At 71.4% G+C, this 24,022-nt stretch carries 24 protein-coding genes; 6 read left to right on the forward strand and 18 right to left on the reverse strand.

The genetic code is table 11. From position 1 onward, the window contains the following. Positions 1-80: 80 nt before the first annotated feature. The 7 genes from ACZ4Z2_RS13280 to ACZ4Z2_RS13310 all read right to left on the reverse strand — a co-directional run bounded on the left by ACZ4Z2_RS13280 (position 81) and on the right by ACZ4Z2_RS13310 (position 7,768). Positions 81-1,646 carry a DUF1996 domain-containing protein gene (locus ACZ4Z2_RS13280; protein ID WP_468075336.1) on the reverse strand — a complete coding sequence of 522 codons (1,566 nt, stop codon included), beginning with the start codon at positions 1,644-1,646 and terminating at the stop codon, positions 81-83. Between the two features lie 234 nt (positions 1,647-1,880). Continuing rightward, positions 1,881-2,903, reverse strand: a complete 1,023-nt coding sequence (locus ACZ4Z2_RS13285; RefSeq protein WP_468075338.1) for an SDR family oxidoreductase — start codon at positions 2,901-2,903, stop codon at positions 1,881-1,883. Positions 2,904-2,997: 94 nt separating this feature from the next. Continuing rightward, positions 2,998-3,651 carry a winged helix-turn-helix domain-containing protein gene (locus ACZ4Z2_RS13290; RefSeq protein ID WP_468075340.1) on the reverse strand — a complete coding sequence of 218 codons (654 nt, stop codon included), beginning with the start codon at positions 3,649-3,651 and terminating at the stop codon, positions 2,998-3,000. Positions 3,652-3,981: 330 nt separating this feature from the next. Next, positions 3,982-4,905, reverse strand: coding sequence for a DUF6891 domain-containing protein (locus ACZ4Z2_RS13295; RefSeq protein WP_468075499.1), 924 nt, complete (start codon positions 4,903-4,905; stop codon positions 3,982-3,984). Positions 4,906-5,094: 189 nt separating this feature from the next. Further along, entirely contained in the window at positions 5,095-6,126 is a 1,032-nt protein-coding gene (glnII, locus tag ACZ4Z2_RS13300) for a glutamine synthetase (RefSeq protein ID WP_468075341.1), read from the reverse strand. A 450-nt stretch (positions 6,127-6,576) separates the two neighbouring features. Continuing rightward, entirely contained in the window at positions 6,577-7,290 is a 714-nt protein-coding gene (locus ACZ4Z2_RS13305; RefSeq protein WP_468075343.1) for an RlpA-like double-psi beta-barrel domain-containing protein, read from the reverse strand. Positions 7,291-7,408: 118 nt separating this feature from the next. Then, on the reverse strand, positions 7,409-7,768 hold the full coding sequence (locus tag ACZ4Z2_RS13310; RefSeq protein ID WP_468075345.1) for an arsenate reductase family protein: 360 nt from the start codon (positions 7,766-7,768) through the stop codon (positions 7,409-7,411). Between the two features lie 206 nt (positions 7,769-7,974). Here ACZ4Z2_RS13310 and ACZ4Z2_RS13315 point away from each other — a divergent pair, with 206 nt between their 5' ends. After that, positions 7,975-8,289, forward strand: a complete 315-nt coding sequence (locus tag ACZ4Z2_RS13315) for a hypothetical protein (RefSeq protein WP_468075347.1) — start codon at positions 7,975-7,977, stop codon at positions 8,287-8,289. A 298-nt stretch (positions 8,290-8,587) separates the two neighbouring features. Beyond that, positions 8,588-9,235 carry a DUF4360 domain-containing protein gene (locus tag ACZ4Z2_RS13320; protein WP_468075349.1) on the forward strand — a complete coding sequence of 216 codons (648 nt, stop codon included), beginning with the start codon at positions 8,588-8,590 and terminating at the stop codon, positions 9,233-9,235. Between the two features lie 270 nt (positions 9,236-9,505). Here ACZ4Z2_RS13320 and ACZ4Z2_RS13325 read toward each other — a convergent pair whose 3' ends face one another. Further along, positions 9,506-10,696: a winged helix DNA-binding domain-containing protein gene (locus ACZ4Z2_RS13325; RefSeq protein ID WP_468075351.1), complete on the reverse strand. Its 1,191-nt coding sequence runs from the start codon at positions 10,694-10,696 to the stop codon at positions 9,506-9,508. A 234-nt stretch (positions 10,697-10,930) separates the two neighbouring features. Between ACZ4Z2_RS13325 and ACZ4Z2_RS13330 the strand changes: the two genes are divergently transcribed. Next, positions 10,931-11,221: a hypothetical protein gene (locus ACZ4Z2_RS13330; RefSeq protein ID WP_468075353.1), complete on the forward strand. Its 291-nt coding sequence runs from the start codon at positions 10,931-10,933 to the stop codon at positions 11,219-11,221. A 42-nt stretch (positions 11,222-11,263) separates the two neighbouring features. Here ACZ4Z2_RS13330 and pspAB read toward each other — a convergent pair whose 3' ends face one another. The 3 genes from pspAB to ACZ4Z2_RS13345 all read right to left on the reverse strand — a co-directional run bounded on the left by pspAB (position 11,264) and on the right by ACZ4Z2_RS13345 (position 13,217). Beyond that, positions 11,264-11,926, reverse strand: coding sequence for a PspA-associated protein PspAB (gene pspAB, locus ACZ4Z2_RS13335; protein WP_468075355.1), 663 nt, complete (start codon positions 11,924-11,926; stop codon positions 11,264-11,266). A gap of 6 nt (positions 11,927-11,932) precedes the next feature. Continuing rightward, positions 11,933-12,856 (reverse strand): zinc metalloprotease HtpX, encoded by a 924-nt coding sequence (gene htpX, locus ACZ4Z2_RS13340; RefSeq protein WP_468075356.1) that lies wholly within the window; start codon positions 12,854-12,856, stop codon positions 11,933-11,935. A 103-nt stretch (positions 12,857-12,959) separates the two neighbouring features. Continuing rightward, a complete protein-coding gene (locus ACZ4Z2_RS13345; protein WP_468075358.1) occupies positions 12,960-13,217 on the reverse strand; it encodes an SCO2583/SCO2584 N-terminal domain-containing protein in 258 nt (85 codons plus the stop codon). Between the two features lie 110 nt (positions 13,218-13,327). Between ACZ4Z2_RS13345 and ACZ4Z2_RS13350 the strand changes: the two genes are divergently transcribed. Further along, on the forward strand, positions 13,328-13,513 hold the full coding sequence (locus ACZ4Z2_RS13350; protein WP_468075360.1) for a DUF1737 domain-containing protein: 186 nt from the start codon (positions 13,328-13,330) through the stop codon (positions 13,511-13,513). A gap of 142 nt (positions 13,514-13,655) precedes the next feature. Here ACZ4Z2_RS13350 and glnA read toward each other — a convergent pair whose 3' ends face one another. Continuing rightward, complete coding sequence (glnA, locus tag ACZ4Z2_RS13355) at positions 13,656-15,065, reverse strand: type I glutamate--ammonia ligase (RefSeq protein ID WP_055514748.1); 1,410 nt, start codon at positions 15,063-15,065, stop codon at positions 13,656-13,658. A gap of 197 nt (positions 15,066-15,262) precedes the next feature. On the opposite strand from glnA, the gene ACZ4Z2_RS13360 reads away from it, so the two are divergent. Further along, positions 15,263-15,730 carry an RDD family protein gene (locus ACZ4Z2_RS13360; protein WP_468075362.1) on the forward strand — a complete coding sequence of 156 codons (468 nt, stop codon included), beginning with the start codon at positions 15,263-15,265 and terminating at the stop codon, positions 15,728-15,730. 118 nt (positions 15,731-15,848) lie between these two features. On the opposite strand, the gene ACZ4Z2_RS13365 is transcribed toward ACZ4Z2_RS13360, so the two are convergent. From ACZ4Z2_RS13365 to lipB, 4 genes are all read right to left on the reverse strand, one after another. Then, positions 15,849-16,547: a DUF4191 domain-containing protein gene (locus ACZ4Z2_RS13365; RefSeq protein ID WP_468075364.1), complete on the reverse strand. Its 699-nt coding sequence runs from the start codon at positions 16,545-16,547 to the stop codon at positions 15,849-15,851. Between the two features lie 324 nt (positions 16,548-16,871). Continuing rightward, a complete protein-coding gene (locus ACZ4Z2_RS13370) occupies positions 16,872-17,075 on the reverse strand; it encodes an SCO2195 family GlnR-regulated protein (protein ID WP_468075366.1) in 204 nt (67 codons plus the stop codon). Positions 17,076-17,492: 417 nt separating this feature from the next. Continuing rightward, positions 17,493-18,458, reverse strand: a complete 966-nt coding sequence (gene lipA, locus ACZ4Z2_RS13375) for a lipoyl synthase (protein WP_099963956.1) — start codon at positions 18,456-18,458, stop codon at positions 17,493-17,495. A 132-nt stretch (positions 18,459-18,590) separates the two neighbouring features. Then, positions 18,591-19,382 (reverse strand): lipoyl(octanoyl) transferase LipB, encoded by a 792-nt coding sequence (gene lipB / locus ACZ4Z2_RS13380; RefSeq protein ID WP_468075368.1) that lies wholly within the window; start codon positions 19,380-19,382, stop codon positions 18,591-18,593. 332 nt (positions 19,383-19,714) lie between these two features. Here lipB and ACZ4Z2_RS13385 point away from each other — a divergent pair, with 332 nt between their 5' ends. Continuing rightward, complete coding sequence (locus ACZ4Z2_RS13385; RefSeq protein WP_468075370.1) at positions 19,715-21,154, forward strand: regulator; 1,440 nt, start codon at positions 19,715-19,717, stop codon at positions 21,152-21,154. A 76-nt stretch (positions 21,155-21,230) separates the two neighbouring features. Here the strand turns inward: ACZ4Z2_RS13385 and ACZ4Z2_RS13390 are convergent, their stop codons facing one another. Together ACZ4Z2_RS13390 and ACZ4Z2_RS13395 are read right to left on the reverse strand one after the other, a co-directional pair. Next, complete coding sequence (locus ACZ4Z2_RS13390) at positions 21,231-22,637, reverse strand: NAD(P)/FAD-dependent oxidoreductase (RefSeq protein WP_468075372.1); 1,407 nt, start codon at positions 22,635-22,637, stop codon at positions 21,231-21,233. 439 nt (positions 22,638-23,076) lie between these two features. Next, positions 23,077-24,000: a TIGR01777 family oxidoreductase gene (locus ACZ4Z2_RS13395; protein WP_468075374.1), complete on the reverse strand. Its 924-nt coding sequence runs from the start codon at positions 23,998-24,000 to the stop codon at positions 23,077-23,079. Positions 24,001-24,022 lie beyond the last annotated feature (22 nt).

Consider the following 24,022-nt stretch of genomic DNA (forward strand, 5'->3'; position numbering starts at 1 on the left):
CGCGCGGCCCCTCGGCACACGAAAAAGCCGGCGGTGGGAGATCCCACCGCCGGCTTCGGTCGTTCAGAGCCGCTCGCGTACTACGTGCAGTTCTGGCCGTTGTTGATGCAGTTGACCATCTTGTTCATCGTGTTCTGGTTGAAGAAGTTGATGAAGTCGTTGTGGTCGGTGATCGGCTTGTGCAGGTTCTCCGGGAAGGTGTCGAGCGCGTACGCGTTCTTCACCTGTCCGTTCTGGATCTGCGGGGCCGGGATGTTGTAGACCAGGCGGACCTGGAGCTGGGGGATGGCCTTGAAGCCGTTGGCGCAGCTGCCGTCCGCCTTCACGAAGCTGACGTGCGTGCGGTGGTTGGCGCTGTCGATGTTCTTGCCGTCCCAGCAGCTCTGGAAGAAGGACGTCCGCACCACGGAGCTGCCCTGCGGGCAGATCGGGTACTTGTCCGTCACCACACGGTTCTCGAAGCCCGTGCAGCTCCAGTTGGTGTTGGCGTTGCCCAGGCCGTTCACGAACGCCTTGGCGTCACCGGTGATGATGCGCAGCGCCTGCGGCATCGCGACGACCGGGCCGCGCTTGTTGCCGACGAACTTCAGCTGGGCCTGGCTCGGCTCGACGATCTTGCCGACGTTCTTGTCCTGGCCGCCACCGGGCTTGCCCTGGTCGATGTCCTGCGTACCGTCCTGGATACGGATCACCGGCCAGAAGTAGGACGACTTGTCGCCCTGGTTCTGGCAGGAGGTCTGCGCGTTGGCCAGCTGCTGGTCGCTCGCGAAGGCGTTGTTGCTCTGGTTGCCGACGTAGTCGTGCTGGTGCTGGGCACCGTTGCTGACACCGGGGGCCACGATCACGTTGTCCGAGTTGCGGATCTCGTTCTTGTTGGTTCCGCAGTTCGTGGTGAAGGAGCCGCGCGAACCACCGTTGCCGTTCGCGGCGAGACCGTTGCCGTTCACGCCCTTCGGGCCGCCGTTGGGCTGGACCTGGTTGATGTTGATGAAGTCCCCGGCCACCGGGCCGTTGCCGCCCTGGCCCTGACCCTGGCCGTTGTTGCCCTGCTGACCGCCCTGCTGACCGCCCTGCTGGCCGCCCTGCTGACCCTGGTTCTGACCGCCTTGCTGGCCGCCCTGCTGCTGGCCGCCGCCCTGCTGGCCGCCCTGCTGGGCGCCACCGGCGTTGGTCTGCGCCTGGTCGGTCTTGCTCTGGCAGGCGGCGAGCTGGGCCATGCCCTGCGGGACCTGACCGCCCACACGCCGGATGTTGATGCCGATCCGGTCGATGGTGGCCGACCGCTTGGACTTCAGCGGGCCGAGAATGGCGTTGTTGACGAAGTTGGCGTCCCGGGACTGGGCCTGGCGGGTCTCCGCCAGACGCTTGTACGCCTCGGTGATCTGCCGGTCCAGAAGCGCCAGCTCCTTGGCGACTCCCGCGCGCGCCTGGCGGGGAACGTTCGTCAGCTTCTGGCCGACGTCCGGGCAGGCGATGGTGGCCACCTGGGCAGCGGCCAGCGTGGCGTTCGGCTTGGACTTCGACTCGCCTGCTGAGGCGTAGAAGTTCGCCCAGACCAGACCGCCGCCCGCTACCGCGAGCGCCGCGGATGCGGCAATGGCCCGAACGGCCAGCGGCGAACGTCGTTTCCGTGTGTTGCGTCCCATGGAACTCCTCTGACTTCCTTGCGGGGCATCGAGGCGCCCGACAGGAGTGAAGCGGCTCCCTCAGATACGCGGTGAGTCCCAGGAGTGTTCAGCCGACTCACAAATTGATGAGAGATTCGTGTGGAGAACTGGTTTCAACACCCTTAGCGCGACTGCGAGTTGTCGAGCGCTCACGGCGTGTCGAGCGATCAGGGCGTGTTGAACACTTACGGTGTGTCGAGCCCTTTTCGCTCGCTAGACCCCCAGCACCTTCGCCTCGACCGCCGGATCGAGCCCCACCACGGGCCGGTCGGGCCGCTGCGGCGCGACCCCGCCGAGGCTTCGCAGCCACGCCCAGGTGTCCCGTACGGTCTCCTCGACGTCCCGGCATCGAAGTCCCTCCCGTACGGCCCGGGAGACGTCGGCCCTGTGCAGGGCCTGGTGGAGTTCGCTCCCCTCCGGCGCCCACACGGGCAACTGCGTCCACGGCTCGATCCCCGCCGCGAGCACCGTCCCCGGTGGGGTCCAGCGCAGCTCCGCCGGTCCGCCCGTCACCCGCACACACGCGTCGAGCAGTTCCCCCATCGTCGTCGTCCCCGGCGGCCCGACGACGTCGTACGCCCCGCTCACGCCCCGCCCCACGGCGTCGAGGACCCAGGCGGCGAGGTCGCGGACGTCGATGTACTGCAGGGGGAGGTCACGCGGCCCGGGCGCCAGCACCGGACCGCCCCGGGCGATCCGGCCCAGCCACCACGGCAGGCGCCCGATGTTCTCGTACGGCCCGAGGATCAGCCCGGCCCGCACGAGGAGCGAGCGGTCCGCGCCGAACGCCTCGACGGCGGCCAGTTCCCCGCCCCGCTTGTCCCGCGCGTAGTCCGTCTGCCCGGCGTCCGCCGCCGCACCCTCCACCAGGGGCGCGCTCTCGTCGGCCCCGGCGGGCGGCGGCCACGCGTACACCGAGCGGCTCGACACGTACACATACCGTCCGGCCGACCCGGCGAGCAGACGCGCCGAGTCCCGGACGGCTCGCGGCGCCGCCGACCAGGTGTCGACGACGACATCCCACCCGCCCCGGCCGGAGGCTGCGAGGGCGGCGCAGGCGTCGACGAGCGCCGCGAGCCCGTCCGGCGCGGTGCGGTCGCCCAGCAACGACCGCACCCCGGCGGGGGGTTCGTGCCGTCCCCGGTGGAAGACGGTCACCTCCCAGCCGCGGGCCAGCGCCGACTCCACGACGGCGCGACCCACGAACTCCGTACCACCCAGCATCAGAAGTCTCATACCGCCGACTCTGCCCGCCGGGCGGCCCGCTACGGAATGGCTGTCTGCTCTCAGAAGATCCGCTCGCGCCCGCCGGTGCTCATGGGCCGGTGGGTCAACGGGCCAGCGGGGGAGCGTACTTGTAGCCGACCCGCCGTACCGTTTGGATCGACTGACGGAACTCGGCGCCCAACTTGCGGCGCAGCCGGGCGATGTGGACGTCGACGGTCCGCCCGTCGCCGACGTGCCCGTAGCCCCACACCGTGGTGACCAACTGGTCGCGGGTGTGCACCCGGTGGGGATGCGCCACGAGGTGCGCCAGCAGTTCGAACTCCAGGTAGGTGAGGTCGAGCGGCCGCCCGTCCACGGCGGCGGTGCGCTGCACGGTGTCCACGGTGACCAGTTCGTCCCCGGTGCCGGTGCCGGTGCCGGTGCCGGTGCCGGTGGCGGTCGCAGGGAAGCCCTCCTCGTCGGCCGGCCCGGCGTCCGCGACGGCGAACGGCAGCACCGGCGGCCGGCGGTCGGCCGGTACGAGGACCAGATAGCCGATCATCGGCGGCCGGCCCGGAAGCGTGGGCAGGGTGTGCTGCGGCGCGGGCAGCCAGGTGGTGCCCGGGGGCAGGAAGTCCGCGACGTCGACCACCTCGTCCCGGCCCACGGCACGCAGCCGGTGGCGGGGCGCGCCGGTGGCGGCGGGAACGGCGGCCGGGACGGGGCCCGAGGCGGCGGTCAGGGAGGCGGCGGTCGAGAGAGAACGGGTGTTCGCCATGAGAGGTCAGCTCTTTCGCGCGAGAAGTTCGTCCGGGGAACCTCGGCGGCCGAGTTCGTGGTCGGCTCCGCCGAGGGACGTACGTCTTGTCGCGCCGGCCGAAGACCGGGGTACGGCTTTAGAGGGCCGGCGCGTTCATCGCGCGGCAACACACCCGGTCGAAGTCGTGGTGCTGACGGGAAGGCCAGAAGGGCTCGAGGTCATGGCGACCTGTCGCGCGGCTGTTCTGGAAGCTGGCCATGGGCCCATTGAAGCAGACACCGGCCCGTGAGAGGAGCCTTCTCTCACTCCTCGGACGCTCGCCGAATGCCCCACGGATGGGGCACCACCTCATCCCACCAGGCGTTTCCGCCAGTCCAACGGGGCGACGGAGATGGCCTGGGACGGATCGCCGTCCCACTGGGCGGACAGCCCCTCCGCCGCGAGCGCCGCCACGACCTCGTGCCCGACGGACGTCGTCGTGGCGGCCGACCCGTCGAACCCGCCGTACAGCAGCATCAGTCCGTGTCCGGCGGCCGCGCCCTCGGTGCACTGCATGTGGAAGAACACGAAGCCCCGGTCGCCCTCGGACCTTTCGCCGCCGATCTCACCGGTGCCGCAGTTGCGGCAGCACGTGAAGTGCTCCCGGGCGGTGATCCCGGCGGCCTGAAGTGCCGTGAACGCGCGGGAGATCCGCTCGGGGTCGGTGGCGCCCTGCCAGGTCTCCTGCTCCGCGAGCCGCTCCGTCCACAGCCGGTCGACGAGCCGGCGGGCCTGTGCGGGGGAGACGGGCCGGTCGTCGCCGTCGACCAGATACTCCTCGGCGGCCTCCGTGAGCCGCGCGCGGTCGTCGTACCCGCAGGCCAGCAGCTCCCGCACCCGCTCCTCGACCTGCTCCCGTACCGCGTCGGGCAGTTCCGGTACGTCCGCGGGCGGGTCGTGGTCGAGCGGGGTCCAGTCGATGCCGTTGTCCCAGCCGTCCGTCCCCCGCGCCCAGCCGGTCATCGCCTCGGCGACCCGCTCCCGGTCGGCGAGGACCGTCCCGAAGAACCGGTCGCGCCCCTCCCGGTGCTCCAGCTGGTACTCCCCGCTGCCCTCCTCGTGCCACACCTGGATGAAGACGTCCGGCACGTCCGGGATCCGCTGCACGACCAGGAACCGGTCGTCCGCGCCGCCGATCCGGCGCACCAGCTCCCGCAGCCCCTCGGCCGTGATCCGGGCGTGCTGCTGCCAGTTCTCCGTCTTCACCTTGATGGCCAGGCCGTCCGCGGCCAGGCCGTCCGCGGCCAGGTCGTTCGTGACCAAGCCGTCGGTTGCCAAGCCGTCCGTTGCCAGGCCGTCCGCGGCCGTGCCGCCCCCGTCGATCGTCATACGCTCACCCTGGCACGCCCCACTGACAACGCCGGAGGGCGCCCACCGCGAACGGTGGACGCCCTCCGGATGCCCGGGGTGAGGCGGGGCGGATCAGACCTGGCCGGCCTTCTCCAGCGCCGAGCAGCAGGTGTCGACGAGGAGCCGCGTCACGACGTACGGGTCGACGTTGGCGTTCGGGCGGCGGTCCTCGATGTAGCCCTTGCCGTCCTTCTCGACCTGCCACGGGATACGGACCGAGGCGCCGCGGTTGGAGACACCGTAGGAGTACTCGTTCCACGGGGCGGTCTCGTGCAGACCGGTCAGACGGTCGTCGATGCCGGCGCCGTAGTTCTTGACGTGGTCGAGCGGCTTCGAGCCCTCACCGAGCGACTCGCACGCGGTGATGATCGCGTCGTAGCCCTCGCGCATCGCCTTGGTGGAGAAGTTGGTGTGCGCGCCGGCGCCGTTCCAGTCGCCCTTGACCGGCTTGGGGTCGAGGGTGGCGGAGACACCGAAGTCCTCGGCGGTGCGGTACAGCAGCCAACGGGCCACCCACAGCTGGTCCGAGACCTCGAGCGGGGCGAGCGGGCCGACCTGGAACTCCCACTGGCCGGGCATGACCTCGGCGTTGATGCCGGAGATGCCGAGACCGGCCTCCAGGCAGTTCTCCAGGTGCGCCTCGACGACCTCGCGGCCGAAGATCTCGTCGGCGCCGACACCGCAGTAGTAGCCGCCCTGGGGGGCCGGGAAGCCGCCCTTGGGGAAGCCGAGCGGGTAGCCGTCCTGGAAGAAGGTGTACTCCTGCTCGATGCCGAAGATCGGCTCCTGCGCGGCGAACTTCTCTGCGACCTCACGCAGCGCGGCACGGGTGTTGGACTCGTGCGGGGTGAAGTCGATGTTCAGGACCTCGCACAGGACGAGGATGTCGTCGCCGCCGCGGATCGGGTCGGGGCAGGTGAAGACCGGCTTGAGCACGCGGTCCGAGGAGTGCCCCTCGGCCTGGTTCGTGGAGGACCCGTCGAAGCCCCAGATCGGCAGCGCGTCCAGACCGGCGGGCTCACCCGCGATGATCTTGGTCTTGGAGCGGAGCTTGGCCGTCGGCTCGGTGCCGTCGATCCAGATGTACTCAGCCTTGAAGGTCACGGGACACATCCTTCGGGGTGGGTCACTACGCATGTGCGGGTGCTGCGGCGCTGCGGCACTGAAACGCCGCGCTGATGCCGGGCAGCCTGCCAACATGCGATTTCCCGATCATTGCTCGAATGTGAACCCCGTGTTACCGGGTGCCGCTGTGGTGCGGCTCACGCCCTGAGAGCGCCGTCGGTGCTTCCTGAGAGTGTTCGCACCGGCTACGCGACGGCCGTGTCCGAAGCCGTATGCGATGGTGCGCGTCCCGCACCCGCCTCGCCCGTCCGGTCGGCCGAACCGGCGGCGCACGTACGTGGATGGATGGCGATCCGTTCCGGTTCGCGAACCGGATGCTGTGCGGAGCGGGTCCGGGCGCCCTGATCGGAGGCCGGCCACCCCCTCCGTACGGTGGCCGACCTCCGCCCAGGCCCCGCCACTCCGCGGTGGGAGCAGCGGGACCAGGGCCTAGCCGACCTTCTCGATCAGCGCCCGGCGGATCAGGAACTTGCCGGGCTCCCGGACCTGTTCGAACGCGGAGTTGTTCAGCAGGACACAGCTACCGGAGACCGAGGTGACCTCCACGGTCGTGGACTTGTTGTTGTCCAGGTTGGTCACCTTCAGCTTCGTCCCGGCCGGGAACTGGTTGCTGGACGCGGCCGGGGCGCCGCCCTCACCGGAGAGCGTGACGGTGGAGCCGTTGCAGACCTGCTGGCCGCCCCCGGCGTTCCCGGCGCCGCCCGCGTTCCCCTTGTCACCGTTGCCGCCCGGGTTCCCGGCGCCGCCCGCGTTCCCGGCCGCCTCGTCGCCCCGGGGGTCCTGAGCCGACCCCCCGGTCGCCGCGCCGCCCGGCTGCGGGGGCTGTGCCGCCTGGGAGCCCTGAGCCGACTCCCCGACGACGCAGCCGGACGCCTCCTGCTGCACCTTGATCTGCTTGATGACGGCCTCGCGGTTGGCGATCCGGGCCTCGGACTGCGCGTCCGGGTCGGCGCGCTGGCCGTCGATGAACTTCTGGTTGTTGCCGAGCGCGGTGGCCAGACCCTGGCAGACACTGGAATCCGCGGCGGTCTGCGCCGCGTTCGAGGTGGCCGCCATGGTGAAGGCCCCGCCACCCGCCACCGCCGCCGCACCGACGAACAGCGCGATCTTCTTCTTCGTACTGAGAGTTCTCCTGCGCGACATTCGCGCCTCCTGAGAGGTAGGGGAGCGTACGCCGCTATGTACGAGATACCGAACGAGGTTACTCAACGGTTACGGCAGTCTCCGAAGTAACCTGCGTCACACAGGAGTCGGGGCGCGCCTACCGCGACAGTGCGTCCCGTACGGCGTCGTCCGTGCGGGCCACCACCGCCGTACCGTCGTCCGCGGTGATGATGGGCCGCTGGATGAGCTTGGGGTGCTCGGCGAGGGCCTTGATCCACCGGTCGCGCGCGCCTGCGTCCCGTGCCCACTCCTTGAGGCCCAGCTCCTTCGCGGCGGCCTCCTGGGTGCGGGTGATGTCCCACGGTTCGAGCCCGAGTCGGTCGAGCACCTCGCGGATCTCGTCCTCGCTCGGGACGTCCTCCAGATAGCGGCGGACGGTGTAGTCGGCGCCCTCCGCGTCGAGCAGGCTGATGGCGCTGCGGCACTTGGAACAGGCGGGGTTGATCCAGATCTCCATGACCCCACCGTAGCCAACCGTTCCCGGCTCGCCGGACGGCGTCCCGAGACCCCCGGAAACCCGTGTTCCACCCCTGTCACAGAACCGCTCAAAGCCCTTCTGGCCAGGGGCGATTGTCAGTGGGGGGTAGTAAAATAGAAGCAGTGTTCGAGGGTTGCCGACGGGGGGATTTCCGGCGGCGCCCAGACCGCGACAGGAGGATGTCCGTGCCCGCTGCCGCACTGAAGTCGAAGCCGCTGCCCACCCAGTCAACCGCCAAGCAGCCCGTCCTGCTCGACCTGCCGTACGAGCCCGTCGTGAAGCACACGCTGCCGCCGGGCCGCCCGCGGGAGTGGTACATCACGCACAACCGGCGCCTGAAGGCGATGCGTCTCGCCATCGCCCTGCTGGACTCCGGTGTCTACATGCCGAACCAGGCGCGCAACGAGACGATCCGGAGCACCGCCGAGGTGATCGGCGTGCACCCGCCGTCCGACACCACGTGCCACATGGTCCGGGCGCTGATGCGGTACTGCCGCTGATATCGGACCGCTGATATCGGACCGCTGACATCGGGCTGTTGAGTCCGGACCGTTGACGCGGTCCTACGTGTGCCGTCCGCCCCACGGGGTGGGCGGCATCGGCGTGTTGGGGGGTTCGAACGGCCGGGAAAAAGGGCGATCTCCGGCCGCCAGGGTTGGCCGGAGATCGCCCTAGCCGTGCCCGCCCGGGGTCCATACGATGCGGTCGCCCCACAGTCTTCACAGCTCTTTCACAGCTGGTCGGGGTCGTCGCGCATGTCTGCATGACATGTGCATGTCTACGTTGGGAGAACCCCCCATGGTTCGTGGTCTCCTCCTGGGCGGTGCCGTAGCCGCCCTCTTCGCCGGCGCGCTTCCCGCGCACGCGACGGATCCCTTCGACAACCCGCCGCCGGACAAGATCATCATCAAGGTCGCCACGGTGAACGGTTCCGGCTGCCCCCAGGGCACGACGGCGGTCGCCGTCTCCCCGGACAACACGGCGTTCACCGTGACCTACAGCGAGTACCTCGCCCAGGTCGGCGGCGGAGCGCCCTCCACCGCGTTCCGCAAGAACTGCCAGCTCAACCTGAGGGTTCATGTGCCGAGCGGCTTCACCTACGCCATCGCGAGCGTCGACTACCGAGGCTTCGCCTCACTCCAGCGCGGCGCCAACGGCACGCAGAAGGCCTCCTACTACTTCCAGGGCTCCCCGGACACGGCCGCCCGGAGCCACGCCTTCAACGGCCCCTACGAGGACAACTGGCAGGCCACGGACGAGACCGACTGGGCCCAGCTGGTGTGGGCGCCGTGCGGTGTCGAGCGCAACTTCAACATCAACACGGAGCTGCGCGTCAACCGGGGGTCGGCGCCGGCGAACAGCACGAGCTTCATGACGATGGACTCGACGGACGGGGACATCAGCACGATCTACCACTTGGCGTGGAAGGAGTGTCCCGCGAAGTGAACCGGGGTGCCGGGCGCCGCCCTTTTCCGGGCGTCCGGCACCGCGGTCAGTGGGTGGGCGCGATCGTTGGCGGGTGCGGGTGGGTGGGGGGTGTTCGCGCGGTTCCCCGCGCCCCTGAAAAGCGCCCGGGGCTGCGCCCCGTGCTTTTCAGCTGAAGGCCGGGCCGCAGCCCCGAAACCTTCAGGGGCGCGGGGGAACCGCGCGAGAAACCACAACGCACCCGCACCCGCCAACGAACCGCGCACCCCCGAGCTACAAGGCGCCCGGCCCTCACGCCTGCCCACCCAACTCCTTCTCCAGCGGCGTCCGGAAGCGCGGCGTGACCCTCGTCCCGCCCACCCACGCCCGCAACCGCTCAGCCGCTTCGGCGATCGCGCCCCGCGCCTCCGTACCGACCCCGTCCGTGGTGAGCAGACGCCATACGACCTCGCCGTCCGCGCGCTGCGCCCAACCGCCCACCACGCGGCCGTTCCACCACACCGTCGGACCCACGTTGCCGCTGCGGTCGAAGAGCGCGGGGAGCAGTTCCGGCGCCAGGTACCAGTCGCGTTCCCGCCAGCCCATCGCGGTCGGGTCGAGGGCCGGGAGCAGGGCGGCCCAGGGCTCGTCCGGCCCCGCGACCGGTTCCTCGTCCCCGGCGACCACGTACCCCGTGCCCTCGTCCAGCGTCACGGCCCGCGCCCCGATCGCCGCGAGCGCCCGGCGGACCTCGGTGACTCGCCAGCCCGTCCACCACTTCAGATCCGCCTCGGTCGCGGGGCCGCACGCCGCCAGCCACCGCCCGAGGAGCGACGCCTGGGCCTCCGCCACGTCCAGCTCGGGATGCGCGGGCGCCACGGCCCAGCGGAACTGGCTCGACGTCCAGGAACCGAGCGGCCGCCCCCGCACCACCCTGCCCTCCACGCCCAGCACCCTCAGCAGCCGCGTGGAGACGGTGTGCACCCCCTCGTAGGGCTTTCCGGCCGCGTACACGAACCGCTCCCTCAACCGGGGCTCGTCCTCGGCCAGTTCCGCCGCCGTGGCCTGGCCGCGCCGGGCCAGCGCGGTGAGCGCCGACTCCTCGACCTCCTTCAGCCAGGCCGCGTCCGGGGCGCCGGCCGCCGCCATGTCCTTGAGCAGCGAGGCCCGTTCCCTCGCGGCGACCGAGATGCCGGTCGAGGCGTGCACCACGGCGGTCAGCCCGGCGGGGAACACGAACACCGTGTGCCGCATGCCGTGCATCCGCACCATGGTCCGGTCCGTGTACAGCGCCCGCTCGGTCTCGGCCACCGTCCGCTCCGGCTCGGCGAGCCGCGCGCCCACCGCGAGATACACCGTCGCCGGGTCCGAGCCGTGCAGCGCGACCAGCGACTCGGCGACCTCCTCGGGGCAGGCGGCCCGTACGGATCCGGCCAACCGCTGCCGCGCCCCGAGCCGCGCCCGACGCTCGGCCACACCCACGTACCGCCGTGCTTCCCCCATGCCGCCGCCTCCACCCGAACATCACTCGTTCCGTCCGCCCATCCTCCCGGACACCACTGACAATCACCCCTCCGAAGCCGTCCGCAGGCCCCACCGTCCCCTTTATTCGGGTGCGGGCGCCCACGCCCGCCCAGCATCCTGGACGGGCCAGTCGAGTGTCCGGCAGCGTCCGCAGCGGACGGTGCGGGACGGGCATCGCTGCCCACACCCACGCACACCCCAAGGAGGCCCGCCGTGGGCACCTTGATCCTTTCGGCGACCGCGGTCTTGGTCGTCCTCGGTTTCTCGAACGAACTGCTCTGGCTCGCGGCGGTCGGGCTGCTGTACCTGTACATCCGCCACTGCCGCACCGGCGGCGGCTCGGCGGCGTCCTCGTCGGGTCCCCCGGCGGGCGGCGGCGCACAGCCCGCCTCCTACCGCGCCTACCGGGAGCGCCGTGACCAGCAGGCGAAGTGGGAGCGCCGCTACCGTCGCGAGCGGCCCTTCGAGGCCCGTCGGCAGGAGCGGGAGAAGAGCGGCAAGTAGCGGGAGACAGAGCGGCACGGAGCGGACGGTGCCCCGGGGCGGTCACAGCCCCGGGGCACCCCAGAGGGGGAACCACCGGCCCAGATCCGGCTCGATCCGCAGCTCCTCCGCGAGGACCGCCCTGACCCGCAGCTCCAGCGCGTTGTCACGCCGGGCCGCCGCGCCCGCCACCGGCGCGAACGGGTAGAACGTTCCGCGCTTGTGGAGATAGACGAGCCCCAGCCGCACCAGCTCCCGGCCCTCCCCACCCGCACCGCTCTCCCTGCCCGCACCACCCCCATCGCCCCCGTCACCCCCATCGCCCCGGAACCCGACCACCGAGCACAGCAGCTGCGGCCCGAACCCGCCGCCCTCCAAGGCGCTGTTGACGGCGTGGAGATCACCCACCAGCGCGGGCAGCTCCTCCGGCCGCCGCCGGGACACCAGCCACGAGTACCCGTACTCGTCCCGCACGGCCTCGACACCCGCCGCCGCGTCCCGCTCGGCGTCCCGTTCCGCGTCCGCGTCGAGCAGCGCCCGTACCTCCCGCCGTACGTCGTCGAAGGCCGCGCCCTCGACCGACGCGAAGCACACCGAGCCCGTCCCGGTCGGCGTGAGGGAGGCCGCGGCCTCCAGCGTCACCGCGGCGGACGGCAGGGCGAACAGCCGGTCCAGATCGGGCGGCACCGGCTTCGTACGGCCGAGGATCACGTCCAGCAGCCCCATGGCCGCTCAGCCGGCCTTCCCCGAACCGGGCGCGGGCGCGTCACCCAGCTCCACGGAGATCCTGCCGAGCTGTTCGAGCCGCTGCTCCAGGGGCGGGTGGGTGGCGAAGAAGCGGGCCAGGTGCGGGTGGTCGCCCAGGGCGGGGGCGAAGTAGAAGCCGTTGAACGCCTGCGAGGTCCGCAGGTCACGGGTGGGGATCCGCGCCATGTCCCCGGTGACCTTGGTCAGCGCGGAGGCGAGGGCCGAGGGCCGCCCGGTGAGCAGCGCGCCCGCCCGGTCGGCGGCCAGCTCCCGGTACCGGGACAGCACACGGATCAGCAGGAAGCTCAGCACGTACACGGCGGCCGAGACCCCCATCACCACGCTGAAGACCACGGCGGTGTTCTGGTCCCGGCGCCCGCCGAACATGTGCGAGTAGAACGCGAACCGTACGACCAGGCCCGCCAGCACCCCGAGGAACGAGGCGATCGTCATCACGGCGACGTCGCGGTGCGCCACATGCGACAGCTCGTGCGCGAGCACACCCTCCAGCTCGTCCGTCTCGAGCCGGCCGAGCAGGCCGGTCGTCACGCACACGACCGCGTGATCGGCGTTCCGCCCGGTCGCGAACGCGTTCGGCATGTCCATCTCCGCCACCGCGACCCGGGGCTTCGGGACGTCCGCGACCGCGCAGAGCCGGTCCACCACCCCGTGCAGCCGCGGATACTCCTCGGCCTCCACGACGCGCCCGCGCATGGCGTACAGGGCCACCCGGTCGGAGTACCAGTACTGCGTCCCCAGCAGCAGGGCCGCGATCACCACGACCAGCACCCAGGACTTCAGCAGCGCGATCAGCACGGCCGCGAACACGACGTACAGCAGCCCGAGCAGGAACAACGTGACCGTCATCCGCGCGGTCAGCCGGGGATCACTCCGGAACCGGCTCGACATCCGTACCACCCCGCACTCAGGCAGGCACCCGTTCCGCCTTCCGCTTCCATTGTGCGCTCGGGCGGCGGCCCGGGGCTCCGAGAGCCGGCGGGGCGGGGCCGGCTCAGTACGAGGACCGGTAGTTGAGGTAGCCGATCACCGCGATCAGCCCCGCCACGCAGCCGAACACCACGAGCGTCGACACCCAGCTCGACCGGCGCGGTGCGCGCGGACCGGGATCGGCGCGGAAGGGCTGCGGTGCGGGCGGGTTCTCCTTCCAGCGCGCGGCCAGCATCCGGGCCCGCGCGGAGGGCTCCTTGTGCGCGGCGTTGTCCGCCCACTTGAGGTCGAACTCCCGCTCGCTGTCGTCCTGTTCGGGCATCCCCGTGTCTCCCCGTTGTCCATCGAACAGCCGTACAGAAACCATACGACGGCGCCCCCGCCCCGGAAAACCAGAACGGGGACGCCCACGCCCCTGGGACCCTTCTCCTCATGAGCACACCACCAGACGGACTGCCCGTGTACCGCCTCCTGACCGGCCCGGACGACGCCACGTTCTGCCAACGCGTGAGCGAAATGATCGCCCTCGGCTACGAACCGCACGGAAGCCCAGCCCTCACCCACAACGGCGAACAGGTAATCGCCGCCCAGGCCCTGCTCTGGCCGACCCGCCCATAGGGATCTGCGCGACCGGCCGTGGCCGTTCGCGGCGCGGGCCCCGAAAAAGGCCGTCGGCCGTGCCCTTCCGGTGAGGAAGGGCACGGCCGACGGCCCACAGACGGCCCAGGAGAGCGGAGACCCGCTCTGACCTGGGGTGATATCACACGTCGAAGTACAGCTCGAACTCGTGCGGGTGCGGGCGGAGCTGGAGCGGGGCGATCTCGTTGGCGCGCTTGTAGTCGATCCACGTCTCGATCAGGTCCGGCGTGAAGACGTCGCCCTGGAGGAGGAACTCGTGGTCGCGCTCGAGGGAGTCGAGGACGGCCGGGAGGGAGGTCGGGACCTGCGGGACGCCCGCGTGCTCCTCGGGGGCGAGCTCGTAGAGGTCCTTGTCGATCGGCTCGGCCGGCTCGATCTTGTTCTTGATGCCGTCGAGGCCCGCGAGCAGCAGCGCCGAGAAGGCCAGGTACGGGTTGCCGGAGGAGTCGGGCGCGCGGAACTCGACGCGCTTGGCCTTCGGGTTCGAACCCGTGATCGGGATACGCATGGCCGCGGAGCGGTTGCGCTGCGAGTACACCAGGTTGACCGGGGCCTCGAAGCCCGGCACCAGACGGTGGTACGAGTTCACCGTCGGGTTGGTGAAGGCCAGCAGCGACGGGGCGTGCTTGAGGATGCCGCCGATGTAGTAGCGGGCGGTGTCCGACAGGCCCGCGTAACCGGCCTCGTCGTAGAAGAGCGGGGAACCGCCCGACCACAGCGACTGGTGGACGTGCATGCCCGAGCCGTTGTCACCGAAGATCGGCTTCGGCATGAAGGTCGCGGTCTTGCCGTTGCGCCAGGCCACATTCTTCACGATGTACTTGAAGAGCTGGAGGTCGTCGGCCGCGGCGAGCAGCGTGTTGAACTTGTAGTTGATCTCGGCCTGGCCGGCGGTGCCCACCTCGTGGTGCTGGCGCTCGACCTGGAGACCGGACTTGGCCAGCTCCAGCGAGATCTCCGCGCGGAGGTCGGCGAAGTGGTCGACCGGCGGGGTCGGGAAGTAGCCGCCCTTGTAGCGGACCTTGTAACCGCGGTTGTCCTCCAGCGCACCGGTGTTCCAGGCGCCCGCCTCGGAGTCGATGTGGTAGAAGGACTCGTTCTCCGACGTCTTGAAGCGCACGCTGTCGAACACGTAGAACTCGGCCTCGGGGCCGAAGTACGCGGTGTCGGCGATGCCGGTGGACGCGAGGTACGCCTCGGCCTTCTTCGCCACGTTGCGCGGGTCACGGGAGTACTGCTCGCCCGTGATCGGGTCGTGGATGAAGAAGTTGACGTTGACCGTCTTGTCGCGGCGGAACGGGTCGACGCGCGCGGTGGACAGGTCGGCGCGGAGCGCCATGTCGGACTCGTGGATGGCCTGGAAGCCGCGGATCGAGGAGCCGTCGAAGGCCAGCTCCTCGGCCGGGTCGAAGGCCTCGGCCGGGATCGTGAAGTGCTGCATCACGCCCGGCAGGTCGCAGAAGCGGACGTCGATGAACTTGACGTCCTCGTCCGCGATGAACTTCTTGGCCTCGTCGGCGTTCTGGAACATCCAGCTCCTCCTACTCCCGACCATCCCGCCGGGGTGGTAGTTCGTTCGTGCGGCCAGTGCGGTGGCACACGCTGTTCTCGACCCTAGGGACGGGTGATTTCTCGTACGTGACCCATTTGTTTCGCACAAGTTAACCGGACATCCCGTACCTGACCCCACCTGTCCGAATGGCAGAACGGTCGCAGTACGGTGTTCGAGTGGACAAGAGGCAAGCAATCGGATCGTGGCTCTCCGGCCCCCGCGCGGCCGCCGAGGACGCGGGTGTCGACTTCGGATACCGGGGCGAGCAGCTCGGTCTGCCGGAGGAGGGGCCGGGTTCCATCGCCCGCCCGGGCCGCCGCCTGGGCGCGCTGGCCGTGGACTGGGGTCTGTGCCTCTTGATCGCATACGGCCTGATCACCGACGGCTACGACCAGGCCACCAGCAACTGGGCCCTGCTCATCTTCTTCCTGCTCCACGTCCTCACCCTGGGCACCGTGGGCTTCACCCCCGGCAAGCGCCTCTTCGGCCTCCGGGTGATCGCCCAGGACACGGGCACGGTGAACCCCTGGCGCGCCCTCGTCCGCAGCGTCCTGCTGTGCCTCGCCATCCCCGCCCTGGTCTGGGACCGCGACGGCCGCGGCCTCCACGACCGCCTGGCGCGGACGGTGGAGGTACGGATCTAGCCCGCCGCGTTCGAGAACGCCGAGTCGTACGAGCCCCGATACGCACGAGAAGGGGGCGCCCGGAGTCTTCCGGGCGCCCCCTTCGTCGTACGAGGAGAGTGGTGTCAGCCGGGGGAGGTCAGCGCATCTTCCCGCCGCGCGGCATCCGCATGCCCTTGGGCATCGGGCCCTTGGGGAGCGGCATGTTGCTCATCAGGTCGCCCATGGCGCGGAGCCGGTCGTTGGTGGCGGTCACCTGGGGGCCGGAGAGCACGCGGGGCAGCTTCAGCATGGTCGTGCGGAGCTTCTTCAGCTCGACCTGGCCCTCGCCGGTGCCCACGATCAGGTCGTGCACGGGCACGTCCACCACGATCCGGGCCATCTTCTTCTTCTCGGCGGCCAGCAGGCTCTTCACCCGGTTCGGGTTGCCCTCGGCGACCAGGACGATGCCGGCCTTGCCGACGGCCCGGTGGACCACGTCCTGGTTGCGGTTCATCGCGACCGCCGGGGTGGTCGTCCAGCCTCGGCCCACGTTGTCCAGCACCGCCGCGGCGGCACCCGGCTGGCCCTCCATCTGCCCGAACGCGGCCCGCTCGGCCCGCCGTCCGAAGACGATCGCCGTCGCGAGGAAGGCGAGCAGGAGGCCCAGGATGCCGAGATAGATGGGGTGCCCGATCAAGAAGCCGATCGCGAGGAAGACACCGAAGGTGATGATTCCGACAGCCGCGAGTACAAGACCGATCTTCTTGTCGGCCCTGCGGGTCATCTTGTACGTCAGAGCGATCTGCTTGAGTCGCCCGGGGTTCGCAGCGTCCGCTGCGGTTTCCTTCCTCGCCATGGCACGAAGTCTACGTGTCCGGGGAAGCGGGGACGACGGCGGTGCCGGTGGGGTCCGGTGACCGGCGACGACGCGGGGGGAGCGGCGCCGGGCGGCGGCGGTGCCTCGGTGGTGCGGGTGGTGCCTGAACGGCCGTGGTGGGCGGCCTCAGCGGCCACGGCGCGGCGCCTGAGCGGTCGCGGTGCGGAGTCGCGGTCGAGCCTTCGGGCGGTCGGCTGTTCCCCGCTCACGGGGCCGTGGGTGGCCGGAGTGGTGCGTCAGTCATGGTGCGTCGGTGGTAGTGCTTCCGTCAGGCGTGGTGCCTCACGAGGTCGGCGTGGTGCCTCACGAGGTGCGCGAGGAGACGGCGGCCTCGAGGACGCGCTCGGCCTCGACACGGTCCTTGGCGCGGCGGCGGTCCTCCAGGACGGAGGTCCACGCGTTGCGACGGGCGGTGCGCTGGCCGCCGCTGAGGAGCAGCGACTCGACGGCACGGAGTGCATCGGTGAACGACGGGATCGCGGTGGCGCGAACGGGCGCGGCCTGCATGATGAGGTCCCCCCTAGGGATCGGGTGCGTGGGCTGGGTCTGTACCGGGCGTGAAACCAGGGTCACTGATTGGTGTTACCAGGGCGTGACCGACCGGTCAAACGCCCATGAAGCCTGGATTGGCGGTACTCAAACCTCGACGCGGCCCTGACAGAGCCCCCATCTGGGAGAACGGTCAGGACCGCGGCCAATCGGCCATTACCGGCCGGTAGGTTCTTGTGCTCAGATTCACACGTTTGCCTGGCACTCCGTGCCACTCGACTGGCCGCACCACGTGTCGCCGCACGGCCACCGGAGAACGGCCCGAGGGGGCTCGGATCCGAGCCGGAGCCCGGCTCGGACCCCAGCCGGAGCCCGAAGAGGGACGGGAGCCGGAGCCCTAAGAGGGACAGGGAGCCGGAGCCCGAGAGAGGAGGGTCAGACGGCCTGCGAGGCGACGTATGTGCCGCGCTTCTCGACGGCCATCTGGTACAGCCGGCCGGCGCGGTACGAGGAGCGGACCAGCGGGCCGGACATCACCCCGGAGAAGCCGATCTCCTCGGCCTCCTCCTTCAGCTCCACGAACTCGTGCGGCTTGACCCAGCGCTCCACGGGGTGGTGCCGGACGCTCGGCCGCAGGTACTGGGTGATGGTGACCAGCTCGCAGCCCGCGTCGTGCAGCTGCTGGAGCGCCTCGCTGACCTCCTCGCGGGTCTCGCCCATGCCGAGGATCAGGTTGGACTTGGTGACCAGGCCGTAGTCGCGGGCCTCGGTGATGACCTTCAGGGAGCGCTCGTAGCGGAAGCCGGGGCGGATGCGCTTGAAGATGCGGGGGACGGTCTCGACGTTGTGCGCGAAGACCTCGGGGCGGGAGGCGAAGACCTCCTGGAGCAGCTCCGGCACGGCGTTGAAGTCCGGAGCGAGCAGCTCGACCTTGGTGTGGCCGCCCTCGCGGCCGGCGGTCTGCTGGTGGATCTGGCGGACCGTCTCCGCGTACAGCCAGGCGCCGCCGTCGGGGAGGTCGTCGCGGGCGACGCCGGTGATGGTGGCGTAGTTCAGGTCCATGGTGACCACGGACTCGCCGACGCGGCGGGGCTCGTCACGGTCGAGCGCCTCGGGCTTGCCGGTGTCGATCTGGCAGAAGTCGCAGCGGCGGGTGCACTGGTCGCCGCCGATGAGGAACGTCGCCTCGCGGTCCTCCCAGCACTCGTAGATGTTGGGACAGCCGGCTTCCTGGCAGACCGTGTGCAGGCCCTCGCTCTTCACGAGCTTCTGCATCGCGGTGTACTCGGGACCCATTTTCGCCCGGGTCTTGATCCACTCGGGCTTGCGCTCGATGGGGGTCTGGCTGTTGCGGACCTCCAGGCGCAGCATCTTGCGTCCGTCGGGTGAGACTGCGGACACATCGGCTCCCTGTAGCTTCGATTCTTCGGCGCACCCCAGGGTACGCCCGTGCGGTTGTCGCTTCCCGAGGTGGGCAACCTTCGGCTCCTGGGCCGCATTCCCCGGGCGACGGGCCCGCGGCCCGCCCGGATCTCACGCCGACGCGCGTTCCACGACCCTCGGCCTGAGGTCGGCGTTCTCCAGTACGTCGCGCAGGTGCTTCTCGGCGACGGGGAGGACCTCGGCGATCGTGACGTCGCGGCCCAGTTCCGTCGCGAGGGACGCGACGCCCGCGTCACGGATCCCGCAGGGGATGATCCGGTCGAACCAGCGGTTGTCGGGGTTTACGTTCAGCGCGAAACCGTGCATCGTCACGCCCTTCGCCACCCGGATCCCGATCGCCGCGATCTTGCGGTCCTCGCGCCGCTGCCCCGCGTTGGAGGGCGCGTACTCGGGACCGTTGAGCCGGGGGTCGAACTCGTCGTCGTGCATCCGGGGGTCGAGGTCCAGGGAGAGGCCGCCGAGCCGCTGCTCGACGGGGTCGCCCAACACCCACACCCCGCTGCGGCCCTCGACCCGCGTCGTCTCCACGCCGAACTCGGCGCACGTGCGGATCAGGGCCTCCTCCAGGCGGCGCACATGGGCCACCACGTCCACCGGGCGCGGCAGCTTCTGGATCGGGTAGCCGACCAGCTGGCCGGGGCCGTGCCAGGTGATCTTGCCGCCGCGGTCCACGTCGATGACGGGTGTGCCGTCGAGGGGGCGCTCGTCGTCGGCCGTGCGCCGGCCGGCCGTGTAGACCGGCGGGTGCTCCAGGAGCAGCACGGTGTCGGGGACCTCGTCGGCGAAGCGCGCCGCGTGCACCCGGCGCTGCTCGTCCCACGCCTCCTGGTACTCGACGGCCTCCGTGCCGAACCCCATGCGGACGAACCGCAACCCACTCACGGCAAGCGCCTCCCTCGGCGGTACGGCCGTGCGGCGGTACCGCGATAGCTGTGTCAGGCGCGTGACGCGCCCACGCCACTGTACGACCGTACGACGGCGCGATGTTCGACGGCCGTCCCACCGGCGCACGAGGACGACCGCCGGCGTACACCGCGCCCCCGGCCCGTCAGCCGTGCGGCTAATCCTCACACGATCGGATGAACCGACGCGGAAGTGTGCGATCGCGTGCTTACTCTCCGCTACATTCGCGCCGTTCACAAGGCCGCAAAGGCTTCTCACCAGGCAATCCGGGCACCCCGCCGACACCCGGAAGGCAGGAGACCGCACCGCAGATGACGGAACGACCCGCGCAGCGCACCCCCAACCGCCAGCTCGCCGCCCTCATCGCAGAAGCGGGGTTCTCCAACGCGGGACTAGCGCGTCGTGTGGACCAGCTCGGTCTCGAACACGGCCTCGATCTCAGATACGACAAGACGTCGGTCACCCGCTGGCTGCGAGGCCAGCAGCCGAGGGGCACCACGCCCGCGCTCATCGCCGAGGTGTTCACCCGCCGCCTCGGCCGCAGGCTCACCGCTCAGGACCTCGGTCTCGACGCCTGCGCCCCCGTGTACGCGGGGCTGGAGTTCGCCGCGACCCCCGAGGAGGCCATCGACATCGTCAGCGGTCTGTGGCGCAAGGACTCCGGCAGCCACGCCGAACTGCGGAAGATCGCCTTCACCCCGGCCGGACTCGTCGTCCCCAGCCGGGACTGGCTGATCGGCCGCGCCGACGACCGGGTGGGCCGGGGCGACCCGGCCGCCACCCGCGTCCCCCCGCAGGGCCGCCCGGCCGTCCCCCGGCAGCGCAGCCAGACCGAGCGCGGCCCCGGCCAGAAGGTCACCTCCGGGGACATCGCCGCCCTCCGCTCGGTCGGCGAGCTGTTCCGCGCCCTCGACAACGCCTACGGCGGCGGCCACGCCCGCCAGGCCCTCGTACGCTACCTGGAGCACGAGGCCGAGCCGATGCTGCGCGGCGCCTACGGCGAACAGGTCGGCCGGCGGCTCTTCGCGGCCGCCGCCGACCTCACCCGGCTCGCCGGCTGGACCTCGTACGACATCGGCGCCCACGGGCTCGCCCAGCGGTACTTCGTGCAGGCGCTCCGCCTGGCGCAGGCGGCGGGCGACCGGGCGTACGGGGCGTACGTCCTGGTCACGATGAGCCGTCAGGCGGTCTATCTGGGGCACGGACGGGAGGCCGTGCAGCTCGCGCGCGTCGCCCAGCAGGGCGTCGGGTCCGCCGTGCCGCCGGTCGTGCAGTCGCTGCTGCACGCCGTCGAGGCCCGCGGGCACGCGGTCCTCGGCGAGGTACGGGCCTCCACGGCCGCGCTGGTCCGCGCCGAGCGGGCCCTGGAGGCCGCCCGCCCCGGCGACGAGGTCCCCTACTGGGCGCGCTTCTTCGACGAGGCCCAACTCGCCGACGAGTTCGGGCACAGCCACCGCGACCTCCAGCAGTACCGCGCCGCCGCCCAGCACGCCGAGCGGTCGTTGCAGCTGAGGGCGCCCGCCTTCGCCCGCAGCCGGCTCTTCTGCCGGGTCGTGCTCGCCTCCGCCCGTCTCGGGCTGGGCGAGCTGGACCAGGCCTGCCAACTGGGCGCGGAGGCCGCCGGGCAGGCCGCGGAGATGCGGTCGGTGCGCGCCGTGGAGTACGTACGCGACTTCGAGCGCCGACTGGAGCCGTACCGGGACGCGGCCCCCGTCCGGGGCTACCGGGACAAGGTGGCCGCCCTGGGATAGGGAGCGCGCGACGGCCTGTGTGCCGCACGCTCAGGGGCGCCCGGAGGTGATCCGGGCGCCCCTTGGTCCTGCGTCGTCACGCGGCCGCTTCGAGCGCCTCCTCCATGGGGGTCGGGTGGGCGTCCAGGTCCGTGAGGACGGCGTGCGCCGCCCGGCGGGCCGAGTGGAGGGCGCCCTGGACGGTGCTCGTGTCACGGTGGTCGCCGCAGACGTACAGACCGGCCAGCAGCCGCACCGGGCGCCGAGGGTCGTGCGGCGCGGGCATCGCGGGCACGGCCTCGGGCTCGTGATGGACCGCCAGCAGCTCCCAACGGGCCGTGGACGTGCGGTACAGCCGGGCCAGTTGGGCGCGGACGGTGGCGTCCAGGTGGGCCGGGTCCGGAGGCGTGCCGAGCACCGTGGAGCTGATGAGCGCGCGGCCCGCCGGTGCCCGGGTCGGGTCGACCTGGCTGATGACCGCCGTGTGCGAGACGGGCCCGCCGCGGTCCGCGTCGAGGAGCAGCACCCCCTCGCCCGGTGGGAGTTCGTCGGTGGCGTGGTGCAGCACGGTCACCGGATGGAAGTCAGGAACGCGCAGCCCCGGCAGCAGCTCGGCCGCGGACCGGGCGTCCGTGGCCAGGACCACGGCCCGGCAGGGCAGTTCCCCGTGGTCGGCCGTCGTCACCGAGGTCGTACTGATCGCGGTGGCCCTGACCCCGGTACGGACGGTGCCCGGCGGAAGGGCCGCGGCGAGCAGCTCCGGCAGGGTGTCGGCGCCGCCCTCCGGCAGGCACAACCGGCCCGTGGTGAAGGCGTGCAGGGCCAGGTCGGCACAGCGGCTGGAGGTCTCCAGCGCCGGGTCGGCGAGCAGGGCGGCCAGCAGGGGGCGTACGAAACCGTCGATCGTCCGGGGCGGGAAGCCCCGGTTCGCCAGGGCCTCGGCGATCGGCAGCTCCGCGCGGCCGGCGAGCCGTTCCGGCGCGGTCGCGGCGAGCCGGGCCAGCGCCATGGCCAGCCGGGACTGGTCGGCGGGTGCTCCCAGCCGGCCCGGACGCGTCCCCGTCGGCCGGCCCGGGAGACGGCCCTGCGCGCGGCCGTTCCGGGGCAGCCTGGGGGCGCTTGCGAGGGCGCGTGCGGCTGTGAGTGCGCCCCTTGCGCTCCGGAGGGCCGGGGTGGCGCCGGCCCGGTGGTGATGGCCGTCGGCGTAGAGCAGGACACCCGGGGCGAACGGGCGCAGGGGCAGGGTGTCCAGGCCCGGCGTGCGGCGCAGTTCGGGGTAGGAGGTGAAGAGCAACTGGGCGGTGCGGTCGAGGCGGAAGCCGTCGATCTTCTCGGTCGACATCCGGCCGCCGATGGCGGGTGCGGCCTCCAGAACGGTGGTCGTCAGACCCGCCCTGGTCAGATGTCCGGCTGCGGCGAGGCCGGCCACGCCGGCTCCGACGACGATGACGTCCACGGTCTCCGTGTCCGCTGAGTACGTGGATTGGTACACCGACTCAAGCACGTGCCCCTCCCGAGGTCGCGCGGCTGCTGGGGACGTCATGCCCTCAACGGCCTTCTGGAATACCTGAGTTCGGCATGAGCGTGCGGTTTCCCGGGCCGGCCGGGGAAGTCGCGCGTGCCCCTCGCACGGGGGCATGCCGCACAGGTGCGTGCGCCCGGCGTCCCCACGGCGCCCCTGGGACCTCATGCCTGCCGGCCCGGGCGGGTGGTGGCACACGGCGGGCGCGGGCGGCCAGGGGCTCGCACCGCGGTTCCCGCGCCCCAGGAAAGCCCCAGGAGCCCTGGAAAGCCCCGGGGAAGACCCGGCAAGCCCCGGGGAAGACCCGGCAAACTCCGGCAAGCCCCCGGGGGGAAGACCCGTAAAGCACCGGCGCGAGCATGGCGTCGGGGGGGCGTCCCACGTCGTCCGGGGCGGCGGGCGTTGCGCGGCCGGCGGCGCCTCAGTCCTTCGCGGCCGCCCGGATCGCCGCCTCGATGTCCGGGTGCGTGAAGACGAAGCCCGACTCCAGCAGACGGGTCGGTACCGCGCGCGTGCTGCCGAGGACGTCGGACGAGACGCCGCCGAGGGCGAGCCGGAGGGCGGGCGCGGGGACGGTGAACAGCGTGGGCCGGCGCAGCACCCGGCCCATCGCCTCCGTGATCTCCCCGTTGGTCAGCGGGGCGGGCGCCGTCAGGTTGAACGGCCCGGACAGCGACGGCCGCTCCATCAGGTGGCGCAGCGCGGCGATCTCGTCCTGGAGCGAGATGAAGCTCCAGTACTGCCGCCCGTTCCCCATCCGCCCGCCCATCCCGGCCTTGAACAGCGGGAACAACGGCCCCCACGCGCCCCCGCCGCGCGCCACCACGAGCCCGGTCCGCGCGAACACCGTCCGCACCCCCGCGTCGCTCGCGGCCTTCGCCGCGCCCTCCCACTCCACGCACACCGACGGCAGGAAGCCCGACCCCGCCGGCGCCGACTCGTCGACCACCCGGTCGCCCGTGTCGCCGTAGAACCCGATCGCGCTGCCGTTCACGAAGACGCTCGGCGGCGTGTCCAGGGAGGCGACGGCCTCGGCGAGCACCCTCGTCCCGAGAACCCGGCTGCGCCGGATCGTCTCCTTGTACGCCTCCGTCCACCGGCGCGAGGCCACTCCCGCGCCCGCGAGGTTCACGACGGCCGCGCACCCCTCCAGCCCCGCCACGTCCACCCGTGCGGCGTCCGGGTCCCAGCGGACCTCGTCCGAGGCGCGCGGCGCACGCCGTACGAGCCGCCGCACCTCGTACCCGTCGGCCGTCAGCGACCGGGCCAACGCCGAACCGATCAGACCGGACGCTCCGGCGATCACCACACGGGAACCGGGCACCAAGGGCGCATCTGTCTCCATGCCTCCATCCTGCCCTCCGTAC

This window comes from Streptomyces sp. NPDC030183 (assembly GCF_055573455.1).